Origin of the sequence: Paenibacillus sp. FSL W8-0186 (assembly GCF_037969765.1) — a bacterium.
In the GTDB taxonomy this organism is placed as follows: domain Bacteria; phylum Bacillota; class Bacilli; order Paenibacillales; family Paenibacillaceae; genus Fontibacillus; species Fontibacillus woosongensis.
In genome coordinates this window covers 1829630-1851405 of the sequence record NZ_CP150207.1, presented here as the reverse complement: position 1 = coordinate 1851405, position 21776 = coordinate 1829630, and the positions used below count along the sequence as shown (strand labels likewise).

Genomic DNA, 21776 nt, shown 5'->3' with positions numbered 1-21776 from the left:
TCACTGTTTCCAACCATTCTATTGGGAGGTGTTCATCATGTCACATGCACCTGGCCCGTACTCATTCATTGTTTCCAAAGAAGACTGGTCGCTTCACCGTAAAGGCTACCAGGATCAGCAGCGCCATCAGGAAAAGGTACGGGAAGTCATCAGACAGAATCTCCCCGATCTAGTTACCGAGGAGAGCATAATCATGTCCGACGGTAAAGGGATCGTCAAAATCCCGCTCCGCAACTTGGAGGAATACCGATTTATCCATAACTATCAAAAACATAAGCACGTTGGACAGGGTAACGGTGATAGCCAAGTAGGAGACATACTCGCTGAGGACAGTCCGAAGGATGGCGACAAAGGAGGCAAAGCGGGCGATAAAGCCGGGCAAGACGTTGTCGAAGCCGAAATCAGCATCGAGGATTTGGAGGAATTGCTCTTCGACGAGCTGGAGCTGCCGTTTATGGAGGAGAAGGACAAGGAGGAGCTGGATAGTGTCGCTGTCCGCTTCAACGATATCCGTAAAAAAGGGCTCATGTCCAATATTGATAAAAAACGCACCATTCTCGAGAACCTTAAGCGCAACGCTACCTCAGGGACACCCGGAATTCATGGCATTTCTCCGGACGATTTGCGTTACAAGACCTGGGAGGACGTCATCGTGCCCAGATCAAGCGCCGTCATCATCGCGATGATGGATACCTCGGGATCGATGGGAACGTTTGAGAAATACTGCGCCCGCAGCTTCTTCTTCTGGATGACCCGGTTTCTTAGACGGCAGTATGAGAAGGTCGAAATCGTATTTCTAGCCCATCATACCGAAGCAAAGGAAGTTACCGAAGAAGAATTTTTCACCCGGGGTGAAAGCGGAGGCACCATATGCTCATCTGTATACCAGAAGGCGCTGGAGATCATCGATTCCCGCTACCCTACTTCCAGCTACAATATTTATCCCTTCCACTTCTCCGACGGCGACAACCTTACCTCGGACAATGACCGCTGCCTCAAGCTCATCGGCGAGCTGCTGGAGCGCTGCAACATGTTCGGCTATGGGGAGGTCAATCAATATAACCGTGGAAGCACTTTGATGTCGGCCTATCGCCACATTAAGCAGGAGAAGTTCATGTACTACGTCATCAAAGATAAGGGCGAGGTCTACAGCGCGTTGAAGCGGTTTTTCCATCGCCGGGAAGGAGGCAAAGCCAGTTGAGCGAGGATATGAAGCAACTGGAACATGCGATTGCCGAAATCATGGAGATTGCGGACGGATTCGGACTCGACTACTATCCGATGCGCTACGAAATCTGCCCGGCGGATATCATCTACACCTTCGGCGCGTACGGCATGCCGACGCGGTTCAGCCACTGGAGCTTCGGCAAAATTTTCAACAAGATGAAGATGCAATACGACTTCGGCCTGAGCAAAATCTATGAGCTGGTCATCAATTCCAACCCCTGTTACGCATTCCTGTTGGAGGGAAATTCCCTGATCCAGAACAAGCTGATCGTGGCTCACGTGCTCGCTCATTGCGATTTCTTCAAGAATAATATGCGTTTCTCGGCGACGAACCGGGATATGGTGGAGAGCATGTCGGCGACTGCGGAGCGCATCAGCAAATATGAGCTCATACATGGCGCCCAGACGGTAGAATCGTTCATTGACGCCGTGCTCGCCATTCAGGAGCATGTCGATCCGCAGCTCATCCGCCCTTTCCGCTATGATAAACGGCAGCAGACGGAGGAGAAAATCCGCAGAGCCAAAGAAGCTGGCCAGCAGATGGAGCCTCAAGGCCCTTATGAGGATCTCTGGGGTCTCGAGGAGGGCGGCAGTGCCGGGAAGGCTGAAGGCAGCCAGGCCAACTTTCCGCCAGAGCCGGAGAAGGACGTCGTGTGGTTCATCCAGGAATACGCTGAATCATTAGAGGATTGGCAGCGGGACATCATGAGCATGCTTAGGGAAGAAATGCTGTACTTCTGGCCGCAAATGGAAACGAAAATCATGAATGAAGGCTGGGCCTCCTACTGGCATCAACGCATTCTGCGCGAGCTGAACCTGACCAGCGAGGAGACGGTAGAATACGCCAAGCTTAACGCCTCAGTCGTACAGCCGTCGAGGCACAGCTTGAACCCCTATTATTTGGGTCTGAAAATATTCGAAGATATCGAACGGCGCTGGGACCAGCCGACCGAGGAGGAGCGGCGGCGGTTTGGCCGCGAGGGCGGCAAAGGCCGCGAGAAAATTTTCGAGGTTCGCGAGCTGGATTCTGATTCCTCCTTTCTTCGCAGCTATTTGACCAAACAGCTCGTGCAGGACCTCGACTTGTATATTTTTGAGAAGCAGGGACCAGAATGGAAGATTACCGATAAGTCCTGGGAGAACGTCCGGGACCAGCTGGTGGAATCCAGAATCAACGGAGGTGCCCCTTACATCGTCGTCCAGGACGGTAATTTCAACCGGGCCGGCGAGCTCGTGCTCAAGCATCAATATGAGGGCATCGAGCTGGACCTGAAATACCTGGAACGGACGCTGCCGTACGTACAGCGGCTCTGGGGCCGCACGGTGCATCTGGAAACGGTTGTCGAAGGCAAGAAGGCAATATTCAGCTACGATGGCGAGAAGCATTACCGCAAGCTGATATGACACAAATGACCCGTCCCATTCAAGGGACGGGTCATCTCATGGCCATAAGCGGGAAATCAAGCCTCGGCCTGTTCCCCCTTCTGAAGCCGGGTTAAATCATCTGCTACCTTCTCGATCATTTGCACGAACATGGAGAGCTCGCCCGAGTTCATCGCCTGCTGCTTGGCGCTGATTGCCATTCCCTCGGATTCTTGCTGGATGTGGTCAAGCTTGCTCTTGATGCCCTCCACCAGGCCTTGAATATGCAGCAGCGTCTGCTTCGAGCTTTGAGCCAGCTTGCGGACCTCTCCGGCCACAACTTCAAACCCCCGGCCGTTCTCCCCGGCATGCGCTGCTTCAATCGCAGCGTTAAGCCCCAGCAAATGCGTACGGTCGGATATTTCGCGGATCGAAGAGCTCATTTCATCGATTTCCCCGATTTCTTGGTGAAGCTGCTCCACCAGCCCATGTGCGGTCTCTTGCGAAGCTGCCGTTGCCTCGGCTGCCGCAGCGATAATTCGTGAATTTTCGCTAAGCTCGGCGATCATTCCCGTAAGCTCCTGCGTTACTTCCGTTACCGCCTTAAGCAGGTTGTCCTTCTCGGCTGCGACGACCTCCAGCTTGTTCTTCTCCTGCTTCTCATAAGCTTCCAGCACAAGCTGGGAGTCCAGATTGAACATTTTGGACAAAGCGTGCGTTACAGCTGTCCAGCGCTCTCCTGCAAGCGGCTTCAAAAGCTCGATAGCCAAATCCAGATAGACCATATAGCTTCCCAGGTAATAATCCGTGGACAAGCCGATATGGGAATGGATCTTTCCGATGCGGATACGCTGGTCGATAAACGGCTCCGTCAATATTCCTTCAGCAAGGGACAGCCAGTATTGGCGCTGTGTCTGCTTTAACCGCTCAATCGTGCTGTGGCGATTAATCAGGTCTAGCAATTCCGGATCCCGCTGCAAATGCTCATAGAAACGAGTCACTATTTCTTCGACTACTTTTTCAAATATAGGTCTATAGTCCCTTAATAAGTCGAGATCACTTTCGGTTATGCCGATGAATGCAACCTGTTTAGCTCTTGCTGGAGAAAGATCAATCATGTTAAAATATACTCCTTCTAGTCAATGTTTTTTTATTTGTGACATTTCTAACAGCGACTTTTTTACTAGTATAACCCTCTACTCCCTGATAATGAAAGACCAATATTAAATAATTTAACAATAAAATACCCAGCACAAAAAACTCTGCTAGAATTGAGCCCATCCAATTCTAGCAGAGAGTTGCGAATTCATCAGCCTATTTGCTGAATCAACGGTTCAGCAGGCTGCCTACATAACGCAGCAGTTCATTCGCGCAAACCGGGCAATAGCCGTGCTCATCGATCAGCCGCTTACTGACCTCGTTGATCCGTTTGAGCTGATTTTCGTCCGGGGTTTTTGTGGACGTCGTAATTTTGACGATATCCTTCAGGTCAGCGAATAGCTTCTTCTCGATCGCTTCCCGCAACCGGTCATGATGATTGTATTGAAATTTACGCCCTTTCCGCGAATAGGCCGAAATCCGGATCAGAATTTCCTCGCGAAATGCTTTTTTCGCATTTTCGGAGATGCCGATCTGCTCCTCGATGGACCGCATCAGCCGCTCGTCGGGATCCAGCTCCTCATCGGTCAGCGGGTCGCGGATTTTGCTCCAGTTGCAGAATGCCTCTATATTATCAAGATAGTTCTCGAACAGTGTTTTTGCCGACTCTTCAAAAGAGTAGACAAACGCCTTCTGCACTTCCTTCTTGGCCAGTTCGTCGAATTCCTTGCGGGCGATGCTGATAAAATTGAGGTAACGCTCGCGCTCCTCCTTCGTAATTGAAGCATGCTGATCAAGTCCATCCTTAATCGCTCTGAGGATATCCAACGCTCCCATGCAGTGTAAATCCTGCTTGATGAGCGCGCTGGATATGCGATTGATGACGTACCGCGGATCGACGCCGGACATGCCCTCCTCCAAATATTCGTTCTGCAGCTCCTTCAGATCGGCATCCTTATAACCCTCGACTTCTTCCCCGTCGTACAGGCGCATCTTCTTCACGAGATCGACGCCCTGTTTTTTCGTCTCCTTCAGCCGGGTCAAGACCGAGAATATGGCGGCCGAGCGGAGCGCATGGGGAGCAATATGCACGTGCCTCATATCGCTTTGGCCGATGAGCTTCGCATAAATCTTCTCCTCCTGCGACACCTTGAGATTGTAAGGGATCGGCATGACGATCATCCGCGACTGCAGCGCCTCATTTTTCTTATTCGCGATAAAGGCCCTGTATTCCGATTCGTTCGTGTGAGCAATGATCATTTCGTCAGCGCTAATCAGCGCAAACCGGCCAGCCTTGAAGTTCCCTTCCTGCGTCAGGGACAATAGATTCCAGAGGAACTTCTCGTCGCATTTCAGCATCTCCTGAAACTCCATAATGCCGCGATTAGCCTTGTTTAGCTCCCCATCGAAGCGATAGGCCCGCGGGTCGGATTCGGAGCCGTATTCCGTAATGGTAGAAAAATCAATGCTCCCCGTCAGGTCGGCAATGTCCTGCGACTTCGGATCGGAGGGGCTGAAGGTGCCAATGCCGACGCGCCCTTCTTCCGTAAGCAGCACCCTCTCCACGGCAACACGCTCGATATCTCCGCCGTACTCCGTCTTCAGCTTCATCTGGCAGACGGGGCATAAATTGCCTTCAATCCGAACGTTCAACGCCTGCTCCACCTCGGGGCGCAGCTCATGCGGGACCAGATGCAGCGGGTCCTCATGCATAGGGCAGCCCGAAATCGCGTAAACCGCACCTTTGTCGGTTCGGGAGAACTTCTCCAGCCCTCTTTTTAACAAGGTGACCAGTGTAGATTTCCCGCCGCTTACCGGTCCCATCAGCAATAAAATCCGCTTGCGCACGTCAAGACGCCGGGCCGCCGAATGAAAATACTCCTCCACCAGCTTTTCGATCGCCTGATCGAGGCCAAAGATTTCCTGTTCAAAAAATTTATACCGCTTGCGCCCGTTTACCTCCTCGATTCCGTATGACTCAATCATTTCATATACTCGGGCATGGGCAGTCATAGCAGGGGAGGGATCCTTGGCCAACAGCTCGATATAGTCCTTAAAAGTGCCGCTCCATGCCAGAGAATCGCTTTCCGCACGGTAAGCTGCAATACGTCTGAAAATGTCCATGTTCGGTACCTCCTGTACTTCCGCTTGGGGCAAAATGCCTCCCCGACCGGTGATCCTTGCTGAACTAACTGGAGCCTCCATGTAAAATGAAATGTCTATCTCAACGCGTTTACTCCGTGGACAGACCGCGTTCAACTGCTTTTGCTTGCGTAAAGCAGCAGATCAGACTGGAGATGGATCAATCTATGTTTTTAGAAAAAGCGTATTACATACCTATGCGGATCGAAGGAAGAAGTTGACCATTTTCAGCGCCAAAAAATATTTCCATCGGAATAATTGGGATTGTTAAAATACGCGCCGGATTACCTTCCATAGCAAAAGCTGGGTTATGATATAATTTAATCCTAGCACCCAGCAACCTGCAGAAAGGAAGATCGGATCATGGCCGTTCAGCATGAGACCGAATTGTATGCTCCGCTGAAAGCCTTTTTTGAGGCGCGGGGTTACGTCATTCGCAGCGAGGTTCGCCACTGCGATCTCGTCGGCATCCATCCGGACCAGGAGGAGCCGCTAATCGTCGAATTGAAGAAGACGTTCAATCTTTCGCTGCTGCTTCAAGGTCTGGAGAGACAAAAGCTTAGCAGCGAGGTATATCTGGCCGTAGAGCGCAATCGCCCTAAAAAGGGAGCGCATAATCAGAAGTGGAACGAGATCACCCTTCTGTGCCGCAAGCTTGGCCTCGGCCTGATCACGGTGACCCGCTATAAAACAAAAAGCCCGTTTATCGAGGTGTTATGCTCGCCTGGCGATAAAGTATTTGTCCCCGCCCCAAAAGTTATCAAGACACGTGCAGCGCGCCTGCTGCATGAGTTCCATGAGCGAAGCGGGGACTACAATGTCGGCGGCAGCCATGGGAAGAAGCTGGTGACAGCTTACCGCGAACGGGCCCTGCGGGTCGCCAGCGCGCTGCGGGACGGCGGCATCATGGCGCCGCGCGAGGTTCGCGCCAGCAGCGGCGTTGGCACGGCGGCGGATATTCTGCAGCGCAACTACTACGGCTGGTTCGACCGGGTAGCGCGGGGGCGCTACGCCTTGACACCGGCCGGCGTCAAGGCGCTGCACGAGTATGCCGCCGTCATTGAGGGCATGCCAGCGGGCGCGACAGCGGCTGCCGCGGCGGCGGAGGTCTTGGAGCCGGCGGACGATTAAGCAGGCGCTAAGCCCTGCCAGCACCGCAGCCGGGCACGGCCAAGTACCGCCGGAGCTTCGCCTCCGCTCAGCCTAGGCCGCGCGCCGTGAACTCCGCGATCGCCTCCGCGATCCGCGCCAGGCCCCGGCGCAGCCGCGCTGCGCTGTGCGCCGCGTACGTCAGCCGGATGGCGTCCCCATCCGGCGGTGCCCCGGCCCCGGCGGCGTAACAGCGCGCGCCGGGCATGAACGCGGCGCCCTTCGGCAGCGCCGCGCGGAGCAGCGCTTCGGAGCACAGGCCCGGCGGCAGGCGCAGCCAGAGGAAGAGCCCGCCCTGCGGCTCTTCAAAGCTGGCGCCGTGCCACGCGGGCTGCTCCCGTAGCTGCTCCAGCATGGCTGCGCGTCGGGCGGCATACTCCGCCGCCAGCCGCGCGGCATGCTCCGGCCAAGAGAACGCCGGAGCACTGAGCAGCGCATAGAGACGCTGCTCATAGGCCGCCTTCTCCATATCCGGAGCCTTCAAGCGTTTTCGCATGGCGGTCCGGATATGGGTCAATGCTTCAATCGAGCGCTCGCTGCCCCGGATCCAGGCAACAGGCAAAGACGGGAACGCCGTAGCCTGAAATGACCCGATGCCCACCACCTCAGCCCCGGACGATAAGGGAGCCTCTTTCTGGCGCAGCCGATACAGCGTTTGCGGTTCAGCTGCAGCCCCTGCCAGTTCCTCTGCGGCCCTATCCCCGGCAGCCTTGCTTCTAAACGGAATGGCTCCCGCACAGTCATCTTCAACCACCAGCAGGGCATGACGGGCTGCCAAACGCAGCAGGTCCCCCTGACGTTGCTCGCTCCATACCCGGCCCGAAGGATTGGAGTACCGGGGCGCGACATAAATAAGCGACGGCCGCTCTCTCTCAATTTCACGCGCCAGCGCTTCTATCAGCATCCCTTCTTTATCGCACGGTATGAGAATAGCCTGACCGCCCTGCTGGCGAACCGCTTCCAGCATCTCCGGCGACGCCGGCGTCTCCAGCAGCACTGTGCCGCCAATGTTCAGGCACCAGCGCAGGATGATATCCATCGCTTCAGCACTGCCGCCAGTCAGCAGCAGCTGGCTTGAATCCGTACGGCAGCCCTCTTCTTCTGTATAGGCGGCCGATAGCCAATCCCGCAGCGGCTGGCAGCCTTGGCGATCGCCTCCGCTTTCGGCACCGGGAAGCTCCGGCTTCATCCTTGCCCTTCGCAGCACTGCATCCAGCTCTGCGATGCCTTCCCCGCCGTCGCCTCCGCAAAGCGCGAGGGATATCATCTCCGTCCCGTCGCTCCATCTGCCGAACTGCTGTCCAAAAGGCAATAGCTGCTTTCTTTGCCCCAAATCCAACCAGCGTTCCAATGTATCCGCCTCCATGACTCATCGTTTCAGCCATTGTACAGCAGGACAAATTTTCCATTCAACAGGAAGCAAATACAGCAATCTATCGTTTTTTGCCATTAAAAAGTGCTCGTGATAGAATGTAAACTTGAACTACTAAGTTGAGGTGATGAAATTGTCTTATTCTACGGAGCCTATGACCACTTCCGAACCACTCCCCAGCAGGAGAACGCGAAGGCCTTCCGTAAAAACCGTTCTGCTTATTTGGATTCTGCTCATTGGCGCAGGTGTCACTGCCGCTTATATGTATAGCAATCATTTGAAGCAATCGATGCTGGATCAGCTCGATGCCCGCATACAGGCCCAAACGAAAATCATGAAAGCCGATTATACGACCCAGCTGACGGCTTTATCCGAGCAAGTGGAGCAGTTGAACAGCAAAGTGGAGACATTCAATGAACTGCTTACCTTCACCAAGGACAACGCAAGCGATAAGACCGATAACAGCAATAAATTGTATTCTCAGCTCAGCGAAGTGAAGAACCAGCTGGCCAAGCTGCAGAAACAGATGGAATTGTTGAAATAATGGCCGAGATCAAAGGAATAAACCGGTTCTTTCTGCTTGCGACCGCCCCTCTGTTCGGTCTGCTTATCGCGTTGATCCTGAGCGGGCCCAAGATCAGCTGGACGACCGAGCCAGAATTAATTACTGCCGATGCTCAACAGATGAATCAGGCCTTCGGCTCCATTTCGTCCGGTCTCGAACAAGCCGAGGAAACAGCCAAATATACCATCTCCTCCATTCGCGAGACGGCTGAGCTTTATCACAAAACGACAAATACGATGACAACAATCGTGCAAACGGCCCAGAATACGGCAGCAAAACCGGAAATCATTTATAACAAGCGCATTACCGCGAAGCTCGGCAGCCCGAAGGAAACGATCAAGAGCGAGCGAATCATCCTTGAGCTGTATAAAGTGAACCCCGGCAACTATAAAGGATATGCAGTGAAGGTGAAGCTGAAGTCTCCGGAAGCTATGAAAATGACGCTCGGCGGCGACAAGCTCGGCGGCTCGGAGACGACAAAGCAAGCCGTTTCACGGTACGGAGCCGTTGCGGGAATCAATGCCGGCGGTTTCGCGGATTCCAAGGGCAAGCGCTACCCGCTGAGCACAACCATGCTCAACGGGAAATACCTGAACGGCTTTGAGCCCTCCTATAAGGATTTGTTCTTCGTCGGCATGGATAAGAACGGCAAACTGATCGGCGGGAAATTCAAGGACAAGGCACAGCTGGACAGGCTCGAGCCCTCCTTTGGAGCATCCTTCGTGCCGATTCTGCTGAAGGACGGACAAAAAACGGCAATACCCTTAAAATGGCAAACCTCTCCCCTGCGGGCACCGCGAACCGTCATAGGTAACTATAAGGACGACCAGTTAATCATTCTGGTTATTGACGGCTACAACGAGAATGGCAACTCGGGAGCCACGCTGCAGGAACTACAGGACAAGCTGTATAACATGGGGGTAGTGAACGCTTATAATCTGGACGGCGGCGGATCCTCATCACTCGTATGGAATGGCAAAGTGATCAATAATCCTTCGGATGGCCAGCTGCGTCCCGTGCCTACCCATTTCCTGTTCTTTAAATAACAGGCCATTCCAGCCATTATCTATGAAATATATCATATAAGCATTTATTTTTTGGGCAGAGGCGGGTATAATAAGAGGCAGTTAAATGTGGAGGTGTCACCTTTGTTTTCATTTTCGATGACATTTTGGATCGTGACTTTGGTGTTTGCTTTGTATCTTTGCGGTATTTTGACCTCGTCGTATAATAACGATAAAACAAAAGGACTGTAAGCAAGACCTTAAATGAGCTTCCCGCAAGGGAAGCTTATTTAGGCGGAGAGAACAACGAAAATAGACATCTGCATTGCGCAGACGCCTATATTCCTTGATTATGTGACTTATGTGAGGCGGTTCATCTCAACGAGGCATTGATTGCAGATGCAGCGTTCCTTGAAGTCGCTGACGCTCTCCATAGAGCCGCAGAACACGCATTTTGGACGATAGCGTTCCAAAATGATATGGTCTCCCTGCACTAAAATTTCAACAGGGTCTCCCTCATTCATTTGATACCTCTTACGCAGCGACTTGGGCAAAACGATTCTTCCCAACTGATCCACTTTACGGACCACACCAGCAGGTTTCATATTTACTTACACCTCTCCTAAAAATGGTATGTACATTGTTGAACGAAAATACTACTTCCCTCTCTATATCTTTCGCTCTTTTTCCGAGAATTCCTGCTTTAATTCGACATATTTTAATATTTTTGCTGGATTTCCTCCTACAACAGCACCAGGAGGAACGTCTCTAGTCACAACGGCCCCGGCTGCAATGACTACGTTGTCACCGATTGTTACCCCGGGAACGATGACAGCACGGCCTCCAATCCATACATTGTTGCCGATGGTTACCGGCTTGCCGTATTCCAGCCCGGAATTCCGCTCTTGCGGGTCAAGCGGATGGGTTGCCGTGTAGATATGCACGCCAGGAGCCATGAAGCAGTAATCCCCGATCCTCACTTCGCAAATATCCAAAATAACGCAGTCGAAATTTGCGTAAAATTGACGGCCCACGTGAATGTTGTAGCCGTAGTCACAGCGAAAGGTCGGCTCAATATAAGCATTTTCCCCAGCCGATCCCAGCAGTTCTCCCAGCAATTCTGTTCTGCGTGGCAGTTCATCCTCATGCGTGTTATTAAACAATCGGGTTAATCTTCTGGCCCGCAGCCTGTCCTCTACCAGCTGCGCGTCCGAAGCATCATACATTTCTCCGGCCAACATTTTCTCTCGTTCTGTTCTTGGCATGGTCAATTCCTCTCTTCGTTCTTGGTGTCTATTGCTCTTATTGCATTCCCGGAAAATCCAACTGCCGCAGCGCTTCAAACACAATGATCGCCGCTGAATTGGATAAATTTAGGGAGCGCACCTTATCCGTCATCGGCATCCGGATCAACTGATCCGGATGAGCCTGCAGAATTTCGTCCGGGAGGCCCTTCGTTTCTTTACCGAACACGAAGAAATCGCCGTCTTGGTATGCGAAATCAGTATAGCGCTTCTGGGCCTTCGTCGTCGCAAAGAAGAAGCGGCTGCCGCTGTATTTCTCTTCGACCTCTCGAAATGAATCGTGATATTCGATATTTACCGCATACCAGTAATCAAGCCCGGCACGCTTTAAGGTGGCATCATCCGTGCGGAAGCCAAGCGGGCGCACCAAGTGCAGATGAATTCCCGTTGCCGCACAGGTGCGCGCGATATTTCCCGTGTTCGCTGGTATTTCCGGTTCAACAAGCACAATATGCAAAGTCATACATCCATTTCCTCACTAGTTTCAGTTTTGAATTTCTCACATATTTATTATAACAATGAATTCAGCTTCCTAAAAATAAAAAAGCCTCCCGCCATCGACTATGGCGAGAGGCTTTATCTATTCAGCCGGGAAGCCCGCTCCGATGAGCCCGCTCCGGGATCTCACGATCCCTTTTTGTAAATCGCGGCTAAACGTCTTTGGCTGCTTATCCGTTCGACTTCTGGAATTCTGCCATAAAATCAACCAATGCCTTGATGCTGTCGTAAGGCACCGCATTGTAGATCGATGCGCGCAGTCCGCCGACGCTGCGGTGTCCCTTCAGGCCGACGAAGCCTTCTTTCTCGGATTCCTTCACGAACTGCTTCTCCAGCTCCTCCGAAGCCAGACGGAAGGTCACGTTCATCAACGAGCGGCTGCCTGTGTCTGCACATCCGCGGTAGAATCCGCCGCTATTATCGATCGCGTTGTAGAGAAGCGCAGCTTTCTCCTGGTTCTTCTTCTCGATGCCTTCAAGCGAGCCTTGCTCTTCGATCCATTTCAACACTTGGTTTACCATATAGATCGAGAAAGAAGGCGGTGTGTTGTACAGGGAGTTGTTGCCTGCGTGTGTGTCGTAGCGCAGCATCGTCGGCAGGTGCTTCGGCGAATCCTGAAGCAGCTCCTCGCGGGCGATGACTACAGTTACGCCGGACGGCCCCAAATTTTTCTGCGCGCCGGCATATACCATGCCGAATTGCGTAAGATCGAATGGACGGGACAGTATGTCGCTGGACATATCCGCGATCAGCGGAACGCTGCCTGTGTCCGGGAAGCTCTTGAACTGGGTTCCTTCAATCGTCTCATTGGAAGTTACATGCAGATATGCGGCATTGTCCGGCAATTTCAGATTGCTTAGATCCGGCAGGTTCATGAACTTGCTCTCTTTGGAGGATGCGGCCTCGAACACTTCGCCGATCAGCTTCGCTTCTTTAATTGCCTTGCCGGCCCAGCTTCCTGTCATGACATAGCCGGCTGTCTTGCCCTCCGTGAGGAAGTTCATCGGAATCATCGAAAATTGTGTCGAGGCGCCGCCTTGCAGGAACAACACCTTGTATCCCTCCGGATTGCCGAGCAGCTTCAGGAGGCGGCTAGCCGCTTCATTGTGAGTCTCCTCATAAACCGCTCCGCGGTGCGACATTTCCATAATCGACATTCCCGTACCGCGATAATCTACAAATTCCGCCTGAGCCCGTTCCAGTACTTCCAACGGAAGCGCTGCAGGTCCTGCGTTAAAATTATAAGCTCTCTTGCTCATTTCTCCCCCGTCCTCTCTTAACACTTGTTTATAGGCTTTCGAAGTTTTGATAAGGTTTATCATAGCAACTATTCTTTTTTCCAGCAAGCTGATATTTCATTAGATTTTGATATTTTGCAGAATTGACACATTAACGCTTCATCTGGACAAAGAAATGATCAAGGCTCGCGGTAAAATTCATATACCCGCGACCATTTTTTGCTTTCTCCAGGCTGAAGCTCGATACGGATAAACATCTCCGGGGATACGACATGCCCCATTCCCCATACCGCGGCGGAATAGACCGGGAAGGAGCTTATTTCCCGAACGCCGGCCCCGCTTGGCCGATGCTTTAAATCCCACAGCCAAGGGGACGCACAGGTTGAATAACCGCCGATATGAAAATAAAAGGGCTTATCCGGCACGCGCTCCCAGGCAACTGCTCCTCCATCAATCCTTAACCCATCCATCGTTCCAGGTTCATCGGTCCATGCTTCAATCGCAAAAGGAAATTGCAAATCATAATCAGGTCCGATTGGCTGCCCATCAATACCCAGGAAATTATGGTTATATTCCTCCGTACGGATTTCGCGTGTGCCCGTATTGCTTAGTTGATACTCGATTCGCAGCCTGTTCCGGTCAAGGGAGATGGACTTCTCCAGCCGCGCAGCGTACCCGCCACAATTCTTTGGATGAACCGTAAATACGATGTTCTGCTCATTTCTTACTTCAGCATCGATCCGGTAAGGCTGCAGCGGATAATTCCGGTAAAATTGATAAGGTGCGGCATCCGTTCGCGTGAGCAGCCCTACGCCGAGCTTCGGAAACTGCCCCCCGACCGGGGCATCCTCGTACCCGATGGCTTCCTTTAAGGAAAACTCGTTGCATAGTCCCAATCCGCCAGTGCCCTCTCCGCTCTTCAGGCTCTCTGGCACGCAAAAGGAATGATTTCCTTCGCGCATAGTGATGCCCGTAATGAAGCCGCTCCAGTCGAAGCGTGTGCCCTTGTAATCGCCCACAGCCGCGATGTCTACGAATAAATGTTCATTGCTTAATTGAAATCCCATACTTGTCCCCTCTAATGTTCAAGCGATCTATCGCTCTTTCTCTCTAGCTGAATAACTCCGTTAAGCCAGAAAACCCCGGCTCACAGCTTCGGAGCAACAGGGTTTTCTATAGTTACTTTTGTTCCAGTACGATTTCGATCCGCTGCGTGCCCTCTTTCGGCAGCGCATCCAGCACGGACCGCTGGATCAGAGCGCCAGAGCCCGAAGCGTCGAATTGCACGCTTTGGCCGTTTACGGCAATCGAGCCGATCCGGTATTGTCCGTAATCGAGAAGAGCGGCATTGCGGTATACGATTTGCAGCATGCGATCCGCAAACAACGTCTCCACCGCAGCCTCGCCCTGACCGTCGAACTGCTCTTTGACCAGTTTAGGCTCAAGATGCAGATGCCCGTAGCTTCCCTTTACCCCATAAACCTCCGTCAGCTCTGTCAGCAGCAGCCAGCTGGCCGAACCTGTCAGGAACGTATACATGCCGCGGCCCTTTTCATTGATATATTCAGGCACGCCCGGATACATGCGGCTCAGCTCAAAATCGGTGGAAAGGTTATAAATGGAGTTCAGCACCTCGTAGCCTTCCTTGACGAACCCGCGCTTATAAAGCGCGTTGGCGTACATGACCGTCATGTGGCTGAACATCGCGCCGTTCTCTTTATGACCGAACGCAAACCCAAAGGCCCGGCCCAGGTTCTGCTGGATGCCCCCAAAGTTCGAGTTCAGGCGGTAGCCGATTTTCGCATCCTTCAGATAGCGGTCTACAGCCTTGGATATTTTGCCGACCTGCTCATCCGTAGCTACGCCTCCCATAATGCTGAACACCTGGCCGGTCAGCGTCATCCGCACGCCTTGCGGGAAATCTCCCTCAACCCGCTGGGCATCGTCATTGTAGTAGCCATTAAACCATTCATAGCCTTCCTGGCTGGAGATCCACTCATTGCTGCGCAGATGGCTGATGGCCCATTCTGCCTTGCTTCTTAAATCGCTTGCCACCTTCGCGATATCCAGCTTAAGCTTCTTGCCGCTTACGGCAGGAGTAACGGCGTCATAGTAGCGATTCAGCAATGCAAGCTTCGCATCCACGCTCTCGTAATCCACAGGTCCTGTGAGCGAATCCAGCAGAATGCCCATTTCCTCGGCAAGCTCGATCGTTTCGATGCCCGTATTGTCCTTGAGATGGGTTAAAAGCTCGGCCAGTTCCAGCAAGTTGCTGGCATAGAATGCCGTAAACGCCACGCTCTCGCCGCGATTTGGCGCAAGGTCAAGCCCGTCGTTCCAATCTGCGCCCTCCAGCTTGATATTGTTATGCTCGCCGACATGGAAGAACGGAACGATATTTTGCAGCAAAATATGCTCCAGAATGGTACCTTCATAGATGCTGCCATCTACAGTAGTCAGCTTGTTTCCGCTGTCCGCGCTCCAGCTTAAATCCCGTTCGCCACAGCGCTTGACAAAGATATCCCGGAAATACGTCTGCGGCTGCAGGAGAATATCCAGATCGCCGCTTTGATGCACATACAGCAGTGTCGTCAGAAGAGGCCAAGCACCGTGATCCATCCATACTCTCGGAATGTTGTTACGGTCTGCGATGAACTCGCCCGGCTTGGAACCAATAATCGTGGCATTGCTGCCATCGATGCGGACGCCTGCATAGTTGTTCACCAGCAAATGTCTTACTTCGTTCGGCTCCATCACCATCAGTGCCAGGCAGTCCTGCCACAGATCGCGCCAGCCTCTGCCGCCGCGGCCGTAGTCATGGTATGGCAGGAATGAGTTGCCGTACAGGCGGCGCAATATCGGCTGCAGGGTAACCCACTTCATCCAAAGATCCTGCTCAGCATCGCCAGATTTGAATTTGATCGTATCCAGCTTATCGCGCCAGTACGCTTCATTCTCCTGCAGCAAAGCGTCGAACTTCGCTTCGGACAAGTATTGGGATGCATAGTTCCCTTGCTCCAGCCGATCGTCCGAAATAACCATGGCTACGACATAACTCACCGATTGCCCGGGCAATAATTGTACATTGGCGAATCGCAATGCGCCGACCGCCTCATAGCCTTCAAGCTCAGTGCCAGCGGTCGCCAGCGGTTCGCGGTTGCGAACGACAGCCTCCGGCCAATCGAGCGCCCCGCCTTCCCCTATGAATTCCTCGTTGATCGGGAACATGCCGGTAGGCGCCTTGCCGCTGCCTTCCGCCCCGAGTACACTGTAAGTCACTTTATTTACACGGTGTCCCCGCTCGTCAAAAGACAACGCAGGCTGGACTTCCATGCCATATTCAGCCACATAAATGCGATGCAGCAAAGAAGTGACATGACGGTGATCCCGGAGGTCATCGGCAGATCGCCCATACAGTGGAATCGCCGCTGTGGGGGTGAATTCAAGCGGAGCGGTTCCAGTGTTGGTGATTTTCACCTTCATCAGCTCGACCTTATCATCCTTAGCAGGTACAAAGCTGGTCGTTTCCGCCTTTACGCCAAGCTTGGCATAATGACGGGTAAGCTTGTGCCACAAGAAGCCCGCTTCCATTTCGCTTTCCTCTTCATCAGACACGAACTGAGCCGCATTCTGCTTCGCCGAATTGCCGCTAACAGACCAGGCGCCGTAGCCATCAATATAAAGCCAGAAATTCCGTGAAGCCTTGGAATTATGTAAATCATCCACCGATACCGGCTCCATCAGAAATGTATTGTGTCCTGACGTAATCCCCCCGTGTAAATTTGGCGTAATGGCCGACATCATTCCCGCTTCATTGACTAAGGGAAAATACAAATAACTGTTTTTCTCTGGATGCTTGAGTTTAAATACGCCCTGTTCTCCTTGAAACTGCCAACCGGACTTTGTCATATCGTCTCTTCTCCCTCTCCTAAATTCCTTTATTCATAACGAATCCCGCTCCATGTGAGGCAGGCGCGGGATTCACCAGGTTACGATTTAACGGCGCCTGCAAGAGCTCCGTCTACAAGATATTTCTGGATAAATGTATACAGTATGATGAGCGGAGCCGCCACGATGGTAATTCCGCAGGCAAGCAGCGGCCAGTTGTTGCCGTACTGGCCTTTAAACTCTTTCAATCCGAAGGTTATCGGATAGTTTGTCTGACTCGGCAAATACATAATCGGTCCGACAAAGTCATTCCAGATGCCGATTGCCGTCAAAATAACCCCGGTCGCGATAACTGGCTTCATCAGCGGAGTTACCATTTGGAACAAATAACGGACGTATCCGGACCCATCGATCCCTGCGGCTTCATCCAGCTCGCGGCTGATCGATTTGATATAGCCGACGAACATCATGAATACTACGCCGGTGCCCGTCGTTTTCAGAACGATATAACCGAGCTTCGTATCATATCCGAAGATGCCAAGGGATTCCTTGAAGCCAAGCATCAGCTTGTACTGCGCAACCATTGGGTTCGGCAGGAACTGCGACAGCAGGAAGAACATGTAGATGAACCCGCTCCACTTCACGTATTTGCGCGCAACCGGAAACGCGCCCATGACCGACACAATAATCGTCAGCACAGTAGCGACACCGGTATAAATCAAACTGTTGATGAAATAGTTGGCGAAGTTCCCTTCCGTCCATGCAGTGATATAGTTGCTCCACTGGATTTCCTTAACGAAACCAATCGGGTTGATCAAATATTCAGGATACGACTTCAAAGATACGTTTAGCACCAGAATAAGCGGTACTAGATACAGAACTAGCAGCACTGCAACAACGGCGTAAGAAAGGATTGCAAATGATCTGGAATTTTTCATAATTAATATTCCACCTCTCTCTTGCGCGTCTGTCTAACGGCCACGACAACAAAGACCAAAATAATCAGGAACTGTACAACGGACAGCGCGGACGGAAGTCCCATGTCAAGGCTGCCGCGGAAGGTCTCCTTATAGACGTCATATGCCATTGTTCTCGTATTAAAGCGGCCATCCGTAGTTGCCAGAATAATATCGAAGGTCGACATGGCGCCGATGATCGATAGCAGCATGTTTACTGTAAAGGATGGAGCGATAAGCGGGAACGTAATATGGCGGAAGGACTGCCATTTGCTCGTTCCGTCGATATAGCCAGCCTCATACAAATCCTTGGGAACGGATTGCAGGCCAGCGAGAAAGATGAGCATGGAATAACCCATGTACATCCATATTTGCACGAATATAATGTAGCCAAAAGCATGCGTGAAGCTAGCAAAGAACATGTCCTTATAACCGAACAGCCAGTCATACAGCATGTTTACCGGACCGCTCATCGGGTCGAACATCATCCCCCAGATCAGGGCAACAACCGCAACCCCAAGCACAACCGGGAGGAAAAATACGGCGCGATAGAAATAATCGCCGCGCAGCCGCTGATTCAGCAGAACCGCTACGAACAGGGCGACCCCGTTCTGCACAATCGTTACTATAAACATGAAAATCAGTGTATTCGTAATGGAGCGCCAACGTTCTCCAGAGTTGCCGGAGTAAAATAAATCATGATAATTTTCCAGCCCGACGAATTTCATCGTACTGCCGGGAAGATTTTTAACATCTGTAAAGGAATAAATCACCGTCATCACAGAAGGTCCAAAATAAAAAACTACGTACAATGCAAATGGTATTAATAAAAGCAACAGGGGTACGTAGCGGGCCATGCCTTTTCCAAATGGGTACATCTCTCTCACCTCGCGGGTTACGAATCAATAAATGATCGGGGCCTGAACAATCAGACCCCGAGACAGTACAGTATGGTTATCGCTTTGAAACTTATTTAGGAGCCGCAGCTTCCCATTCTTTCTGTTGTACGTCAGCAAGCTCTTTCGCTGTCTTGAACTCTCCGCCTGGTGCAAGGTATTCCGTATGCACGCCTTCAGCAGCAAGATGCTCGCCTACGTTTTCGCGGTTGATCATCATGATTTCATAAGCCAGTTCGAAATCGCCAAGATAAGGCGTCAACTCGTTATCGATGAAGTCGCTGTCCGTCGAGATTCCATCCATTGTAGGAATGAATCCGGCAGCTTTAACAAATGTCGTGTAGTTCTCAGGCTCGGAGAAGAACTCCAGCCATTTCAGGGCGCCTTCTTTGTTCGGGCCTTTCTCGGCAACATACCAGGTTACATCGTATTTACCTACGAAAGAAGCATTTTTCGCAGCATCTTCGGTAGCCGGCACTGGGAAATAACCGAACTTCAGGTCTGGATTCGCTGTAGCGATCGTCGGTGCATCCCAAGAACCGTCAGCCAGCATAGCCACTTTGCCCGTTGCAAAAATTGCAGGAGCGGATGCATAGTCGATACCCATGAAGCCTTCGATCATGTAATTGTCTTGAAGAGTCTTCATTTTCTCAAGCACTTCAACCGCTTCGGCATCATTGAACGCCGTTTCGCCTTTCCATACGCCTTCAATCCATTTTTGCTGATTGCCGCCACCCAGAATTTTCGCTTGCAGCGCGAACACTGGCAGCTTCAGCGGCCATACATCTTTGCCCGCTACGCCGATTGGCGTAATGCCTTTGGACTTCAGTGTTTCGTTCAATTGAATGAACTCGCTCCACGTCTTCGGCACTTCAAGTCCATGCTCTTCAAAGATCTCTTTGTTGTAGAACAAACCGGACATCGCTACTTTGCCAGTAGGAATGGCGTATACTTTGCCTTTATATGTACCGGCTTTTTCAATATCGTTGGCGTTCCATTTGCTGACGAAAGCTTGATCTGACAGATCGGCGATCAGACCGGAGTTGATCCACTGCTCCCAGTCAGGCACCTTTGCGCCAGGCGTCCACTCCTGCGGAGACAATCTCATGCCGGACAAATCGGCAAGAATGTCAACGTCGTTCGCTGTGAGTCTTGCTCTTTGCGCTTGCTTATACTCGTCATCCGGTCCTGTCGTCGTGTACTCGATTTTGTACTCCGGATATTTTGCTTCGAACGCTTCATTGATTTCTTTCATTGCCTTATTAATGTTCTCTTGCTTCCAGTGAAGAATCTTGATCACTTGTTTCTGTCCGGAAGCTTTGCTGGTATCGCCGCCGTTGGTTCCGGTAGCTTCTTTGCTTCCGCTGCCGCATGCCGCCAAGCTTAGCGTCAATGCGCCCGCAAGAACGATCGCAGAAATTTTCTTGACCATGATATTTCCCCCTATTTACAGTCATTGATTATTCGAAACCTCATCGGCTGCTTTCTCCATTGAAACATTTAAACTATGAAAATAGCCCTAGCTAGCTCAAGCATTTCGCCGTTTCGTATTTTCGTAGTTCCAATGCTCTAACGACAGAATTTCCGAAAGCGGTTTCGTCAAAATCATTATTACATCATTTATTTTTTTTGTAAAGTCCTATTTTAAATAAATTCGTTTTTCTTGTCGTATCCTCGGGTTTCTTCTCATATTGTTAAATGATCCCTTATAAATCAAGGGTTAATTATGTCCTTCTGACTTTTTCCGCATTGACCGAGGAAAAAAAAAGAGGTAAGATATTTTACGAAAGTGCTTTCGTGATTTTCGCGAAACATGAGTTTTAACGCTTTTTTGTAATGAAATTTTCGTAAACAAAGCATATCCAGCTATGTCTAAAGCTCCATGATCCGCAGCGAAGCTTGCTTCTCTATGCCAAGGACTAACGGCTTACTATCCGAATGTCCATGTGCTTGCCTTATCAAGAAGGGGGTTATGTCTCTTGTCCATCAATATTAGAACGATCGCGGAAATGGCCGGGGTTTCGGTATCGACCGTATCCAAGATCATTAACAATTATAGCGATATTTCTGAAGATACGAAAAATAAAGTTCTGGAAATTATGAAGCAGACGGGTTACGTTCCTTCCAACTCGGCTAAAACATTGGCAACGAAAAAGTCGAACCTGATCGGCGTTATCTTTGCTGGTAAACTCAATATCGATTTCACCCATCCCTTTTTCGTTGAGGTGCTAAACTCCTTTAAGAAGCAGGTGGGCCTGCTCGGCTACGATCTTCTTTTCTTCTCCAACGAAAAGTTCTATACCGTCGATGGTGAGTATCTCGCTCGTTGTAAGCACTTCCAAGTAGATGGCTGCATCATTGTCACAGGCCAGCAGTTGGAACCCTCCATCAGCGAGCTGGATTTGAGCGACATTCCTTGCATCGGCGTCGATATCGAGCTCAAGGGCAAAAATTCCGGATATATTATGTCTGATAATTACAAAATGTCATACAAAGTGGTAGAGCACTTTTACCTGCAAGGCTATCGGGAGCTTGGATATATCGGAAGCACGCAGGAATCAGATATATCCAATATGCGCGAGGCCGGCTACAAGGACGCGATTGACAGCTTCGGCCTGCCTTTGAACGAGGATTGGTTCGTAAACGGAGAACATTTTTTTGAAACGAGCGGATATGAAGCGATGAATCGGATGATTCGATCCGGCTCTCTGCCGCGAGCCATCTTTGCCGCCTCCGACCTGATTGCGATCGGTGCCATGCGCGCGCTGAAGGAGCACAAGCTGCGGGTGCCGCAGGATGTGGCGATCATCGGCTGCGACGATATCGAAGCCTGCAAATATACGAATCCGGCGCTTACGACAATCCGGCAAAACAAGGAGAAGATCGGCAGGCTGGCCGGCTTAATGCTGTACGACCTGATGAATAGCCAGTCCGAGACGAGCAGCATCGTCGTGGAGCCCGAGCTCGTTATCCGCGAATCCTGCGGCAGCAGATTCGATAATTTTAAATAAACCGATCTGGAGATAAAATAGATAAAGGGCTCCCACAAAATACAGCGTCCATACAACAACACCCCT

Annotated in this window: 18 protein-coding genes; 6 read left to right on the top strand and 12 right to left on the bottom strand. The window is 51.4% G+C overall.

Annotated features, from left to right (window positions below; genetic code table 11):
- Window positions 1–37 precede the first annotated feature (37 nt).
- The gene (gene yhbH / locus MKX50_RS08030; RefSeq protein WP_213589043.1) at window positions 38–1201 is read left to right on the top strand and encodes a sporulation protein YhbH; all 1164 of its coding nucleotides are present in this window, start codon (window positions 38–40) and stop codon (window positions 1199–1201) included.
- Window positions 1198–2631, top strand: a complete 1434-nt coding sequence (locus tag MKX50_RS08025; protein ID WP_280530397.1) for a SpoVR family protein — start codon at window positions 1198–1200, stop codon at window positions 2629–2631. Before yhbH ends, MKX50_RS08025 begins: the two co-directional genes overlap by 4 nt.
- A gap of 56 nt (window positions 2632–2687) precedes the next feature.
- On the opposite strand, the gene MKX50_RS08020 is transcribed toward MKX50_RS08025, so the two are convergent.
- Both MKX50_RS08020 and MKX50_RS08015 read right to left on the bottom strand, forming a co-directional pair.
- Complete coding sequence (locus MKX50_RS08020) at window positions 2688–3707, bottom strand: globin-coupled sensor protein (RefSeq protein WP_213589044.1); 1020 nt, start codon at window positions 3705–3707, stop codon at window positions 2688–2690.
- 208 nt (window positions 3708–3915) lie between these two features.
- On the bottom strand, window positions 3916–5811 hold the full coding sequence (locus MKX50_RS08015; RefSeq protein WP_213589045.1) for a PrkA family serine protein kinase: 1896 nt from the start codon (window positions 5809–5811) through the stop codon (window positions 3916–3918).
- Between the two features lie 381 nt (window positions 5812–6192).
- Between MKX50_RS08015 and MKX50_RS08010 the strand changes: the two genes are divergently transcribed.
- Window positions 6193–6960, top strand: coding sequence for a DUF2161 family putative PD-(D/E)XK-type phosphodiesterase (locus tag MKX50_RS08010; RefSeq protein ID WP_213589046.1), 768 nt, complete (start codon window positions 6193–6195; stop codon window positions 6958–6960).
- 67 nt (window positions 6961–7027) lie between these two features.
- Here MKX50_RS08010 and MKX50_RS08005 read toward each other — a convergent pair whose 3' ends face one another.
- A complete protein-coding gene (locus MKX50_RS08005) occupies window positions 7028–8329 on the bottom strand; it encodes a PLP-dependent aminotransferase family protein (protein WP_213589047.1) in 1302 nt (433 codons plus the stop codon).
- A gap of 175 nt (window positions 8330–8504) precedes the next feature.
- On the opposite strand from MKX50_RS08005, the gene MKX50_RS08000 reads away from it, so the two are divergent.
- Entirely contained in the window at window positions 8505–8894 is a 390-nt protein-coding gene (locus MKX50_RS08000) for a hypothetical protein (RefSeq protein WP_244996346.1), read from the top strand.
- Window positions 8891–9961, top strand: a complete 1071-nt coding sequence (locus MKX50_RS07995) for a phosphodiester glycosidase family protein (RefSeq protein WP_213589490.1) — start codon at window positions 8891–8893, stop codon at window positions 9959–9961. The genes MKX50_RS08000 and MKX50_RS07995 overlap by 4 nt, the downstream gene beginning before the upstream one ends.
- Before the next feature lie 317 nt (window positions 9962–10278).
- Here the strand turns inward: MKX50_RS07995 and MKX50_RS07990 are convergent, their stop codons facing one another.
- The 9 genes from MKX50_RS07990 to MKX50_RS07950 form a co-directional block, all read right to left on the bottom strand.
- Window positions 10279–10524 (bottom strand): AbrB/MazE/SpoVT family DNA-binding domain-containing protein, encoded by a 246-nt coding sequence (locus MKX50_RS07990; RefSeq protein ID WP_055108985.1) that lies wholly within the window; start codon window positions 10522–10524, stop codon window positions 10279–10281.
- 63 nt (window positions 10525–10587) lie between these two features.
- Entirely contained in the window at window positions 10588–11184 is a 597-nt protein-coding gene (locus tag MKX50_RS07985) for a sugar O-acetyltransferase (RefSeq protein ID WP_213589049.1), read from the bottom strand.
- A 37-nt stretch (window positions 11185–11221) separates the two neighbouring features.
- Entirely contained in the window at window positions 11222–11686 is a 465-nt protein-coding gene (gene trmL / locus MKX50_RS07980) for a tRNA (uridine(34)/cytosine(34)/5-carboxymethylaminomethyluridine(34)-2'-O)-methyltransferase TrmL (protein ID WP_213589050.1), read from the bottom strand.
- Between the two features lie 205 nt (window positions 11687–11891).
- Window positions 11892–12980, bottom strand: a complete 1089-nt coding sequence (serC, locus tag MKX50_RS07975) for a 3-phosphoserine/phosphohydroxythreonine transaminase (protein ID WP_213589051.1) — start codon at window positions 12978–12980, stop codon at window positions 11892–11894.
- Between the two features lie 158 nt (window positions 12981–13138).
- Window positions 13139–14026: a hypothetical protein gene (locus tag MKX50_RS07970; RefSeq protein ID WP_213589052.1), complete on the bottom strand. Its 888-nt coding sequence runs from the start codon at window positions 14024–14026 to the stop codon at window positions 13139–13141.
- 112 nt (window positions 14027–14138) lie between these two features.
- On the bottom strand, window positions 14139–16868 hold the full coding sequence (locus MKX50_RS07965; protein WP_213589053.1) for a cellobiose phosphorylase: 2730 nt from the start codon (window positions 16866–16868) through the stop codon (window positions 14139–14141).
- Between the two features lie 80 nt (window positions 16869–16948).
- A complete protein-coding gene (locus MKX50_RS07960) occupies window positions 16949–17785 on the bottom strand; it encodes a carbohydrate ABC transporter permease (RefSeq protein ID WP_213589054.1) in 837 nt (278 codons plus the stop codon).
- Window positions 17786–17787: 2 nt separating this feature from the next.
- A complete protein-coding gene (locus MKX50_RS07955) occupies window positions 17788–18681 on the bottom strand; it encodes a sugar ABC transporter permease (protein WP_155609322.1) in 894 nt (297 codons plus the stop codon).
- A 91-nt stretch (window positions 18682–18772) separates the two neighbouring features.
- Complete coding sequence (locus MKX50_RS07950) at window positions 18773–20131, bottom strand: extracellular solute-binding protein (RefSeq protein ID WP_213589055.1); 1359 nt, start codon at window positions 20129–20131, stop codon at window positions 18773–18775.
- A 553-nt stretch (window positions 20132–20684) separates the two neighbouring features.
- On the opposite strand from MKX50_RS07950, the gene MKX50_RS07945 reads away from it, so the two are divergent.
- Window positions 20685–21710: a LacI family DNA-binding transcriptional regulator gene (locus MKX50_RS07945; protein ID WP_213589492.1), complete on the top strand. Its 1026-nt coding sequence runs from the start codon at window positions 20685–20687 to the stop codon at window positions 21708–21710.
- Window positions 21711–21776 lie beyond the last annotated feature (66 nt).

What these genes read in the sequence shown, in the direction of transcription:
- MKX50_RS08020 (WP_213589044.1), bottom strand. Translation starts at nt 3,707, where the DNA reads ATGATTGATCTTTCTCCAGCAAGAGCTAAACAGGTTGCATTCATCGGC.
- MKX50_RS07970 (WP_213589052.1), bottom strand. Translation starts at nt 14,026, where the DNA reads ATGGGATTTCAATTAAGCAATGAACATTTATTCGTAGACATCGCGGCT.
- MKX50_RS08000 (WP_244996346.1), top strand. Translation starts at nt 8,505, where the DNA reads ATGACCACTTCCGAACCACTCCCCAGCAGGAGAACGCGAAGGCCTTCC.
- MKX50_RS08015 (WP_213589045.1), bottom strand. Translation starts at nt 5,811, where the DNA reads ATGGACATTTTCAGACGTATTGCAGCTTACCGTGCGGAAAGCGATTCT.
- MKX50_RS07955 (WP_155609322.1), bottom strand. Translation starts at nt 18,681, where the DNA reads ATGTACCCATTTGGAAAAGGCATGGCCCGCTACGTACCCCTGTTGCTT.
- MKX50_RS07990 (WP_055108985.1), bottom strand. Translation starts at nt 10,524, where the DNA reads ATGAAACCTGCTGGTGTGGTCCGTAAAGTGGATCAGTTGGGAAGAATC.
- trmL (WP_213589050.1), bottom strand. Translation starts at nt 11,686, where the DNA reads ATGACTTTGCATATTGTGCTTGTTGAACCGGAAATACCAGCGAACACG.
- MKX50_RS07960 (WP_213589054.1), bottom strand. Translation starts at nt 17,785, where the DNA reads ATGAAAAATTCCAGATCATTTGCAATCCTTTCTTACGCCGTTGTTGCA.
- MKX50_RS07950 (WP_213589055.1), bottom strand. Translation starts at nt 20,131, where the DNA reads ATGGTCAAGAAAATTTCTGCGATCGTTCTTGCGGGCGCATTGACGCTA.
- MKX50_RS08010 (WP_213589046.1), top strand. Translation starts at nt 6,193, where the DNA reads ATGGCCGTTCAGCATGAGACCGAATTGTATGCTCCGCTGAAAGCCTTT.
- yhbH (WP_213589043.1), top strand. Translation starts at nt 38, where the DNA reads ATGTCACATGCACCTGGCCCGTACTCATTCATTGTTTCCAAAGAAGAC.
- serC (WP_213589051.1), bottom strand. Translation starts at nt 12,980, where the DNA reads ATGAGCAAGAGAGCTTATAATTTTAACGCAGGACCTGCAGCGCTTCCG.
- MKX50_RS07985 (WP_213589049.1), bottom strand. Translation starts at nt 11,184, where the DNA reads ATGCCAAGAACAGAACGAGAGAAAATGTTGGCCGGAGAAATGTATGAT.
- MKX50_RS07965 (WP_213589053.1), bottom strand. Translation starts at nt 16,868, where the DNA reads ATGACAAAGTCCGGTTGGCAGTTTCAAGGAGAACAGGGCGTATTTAAA.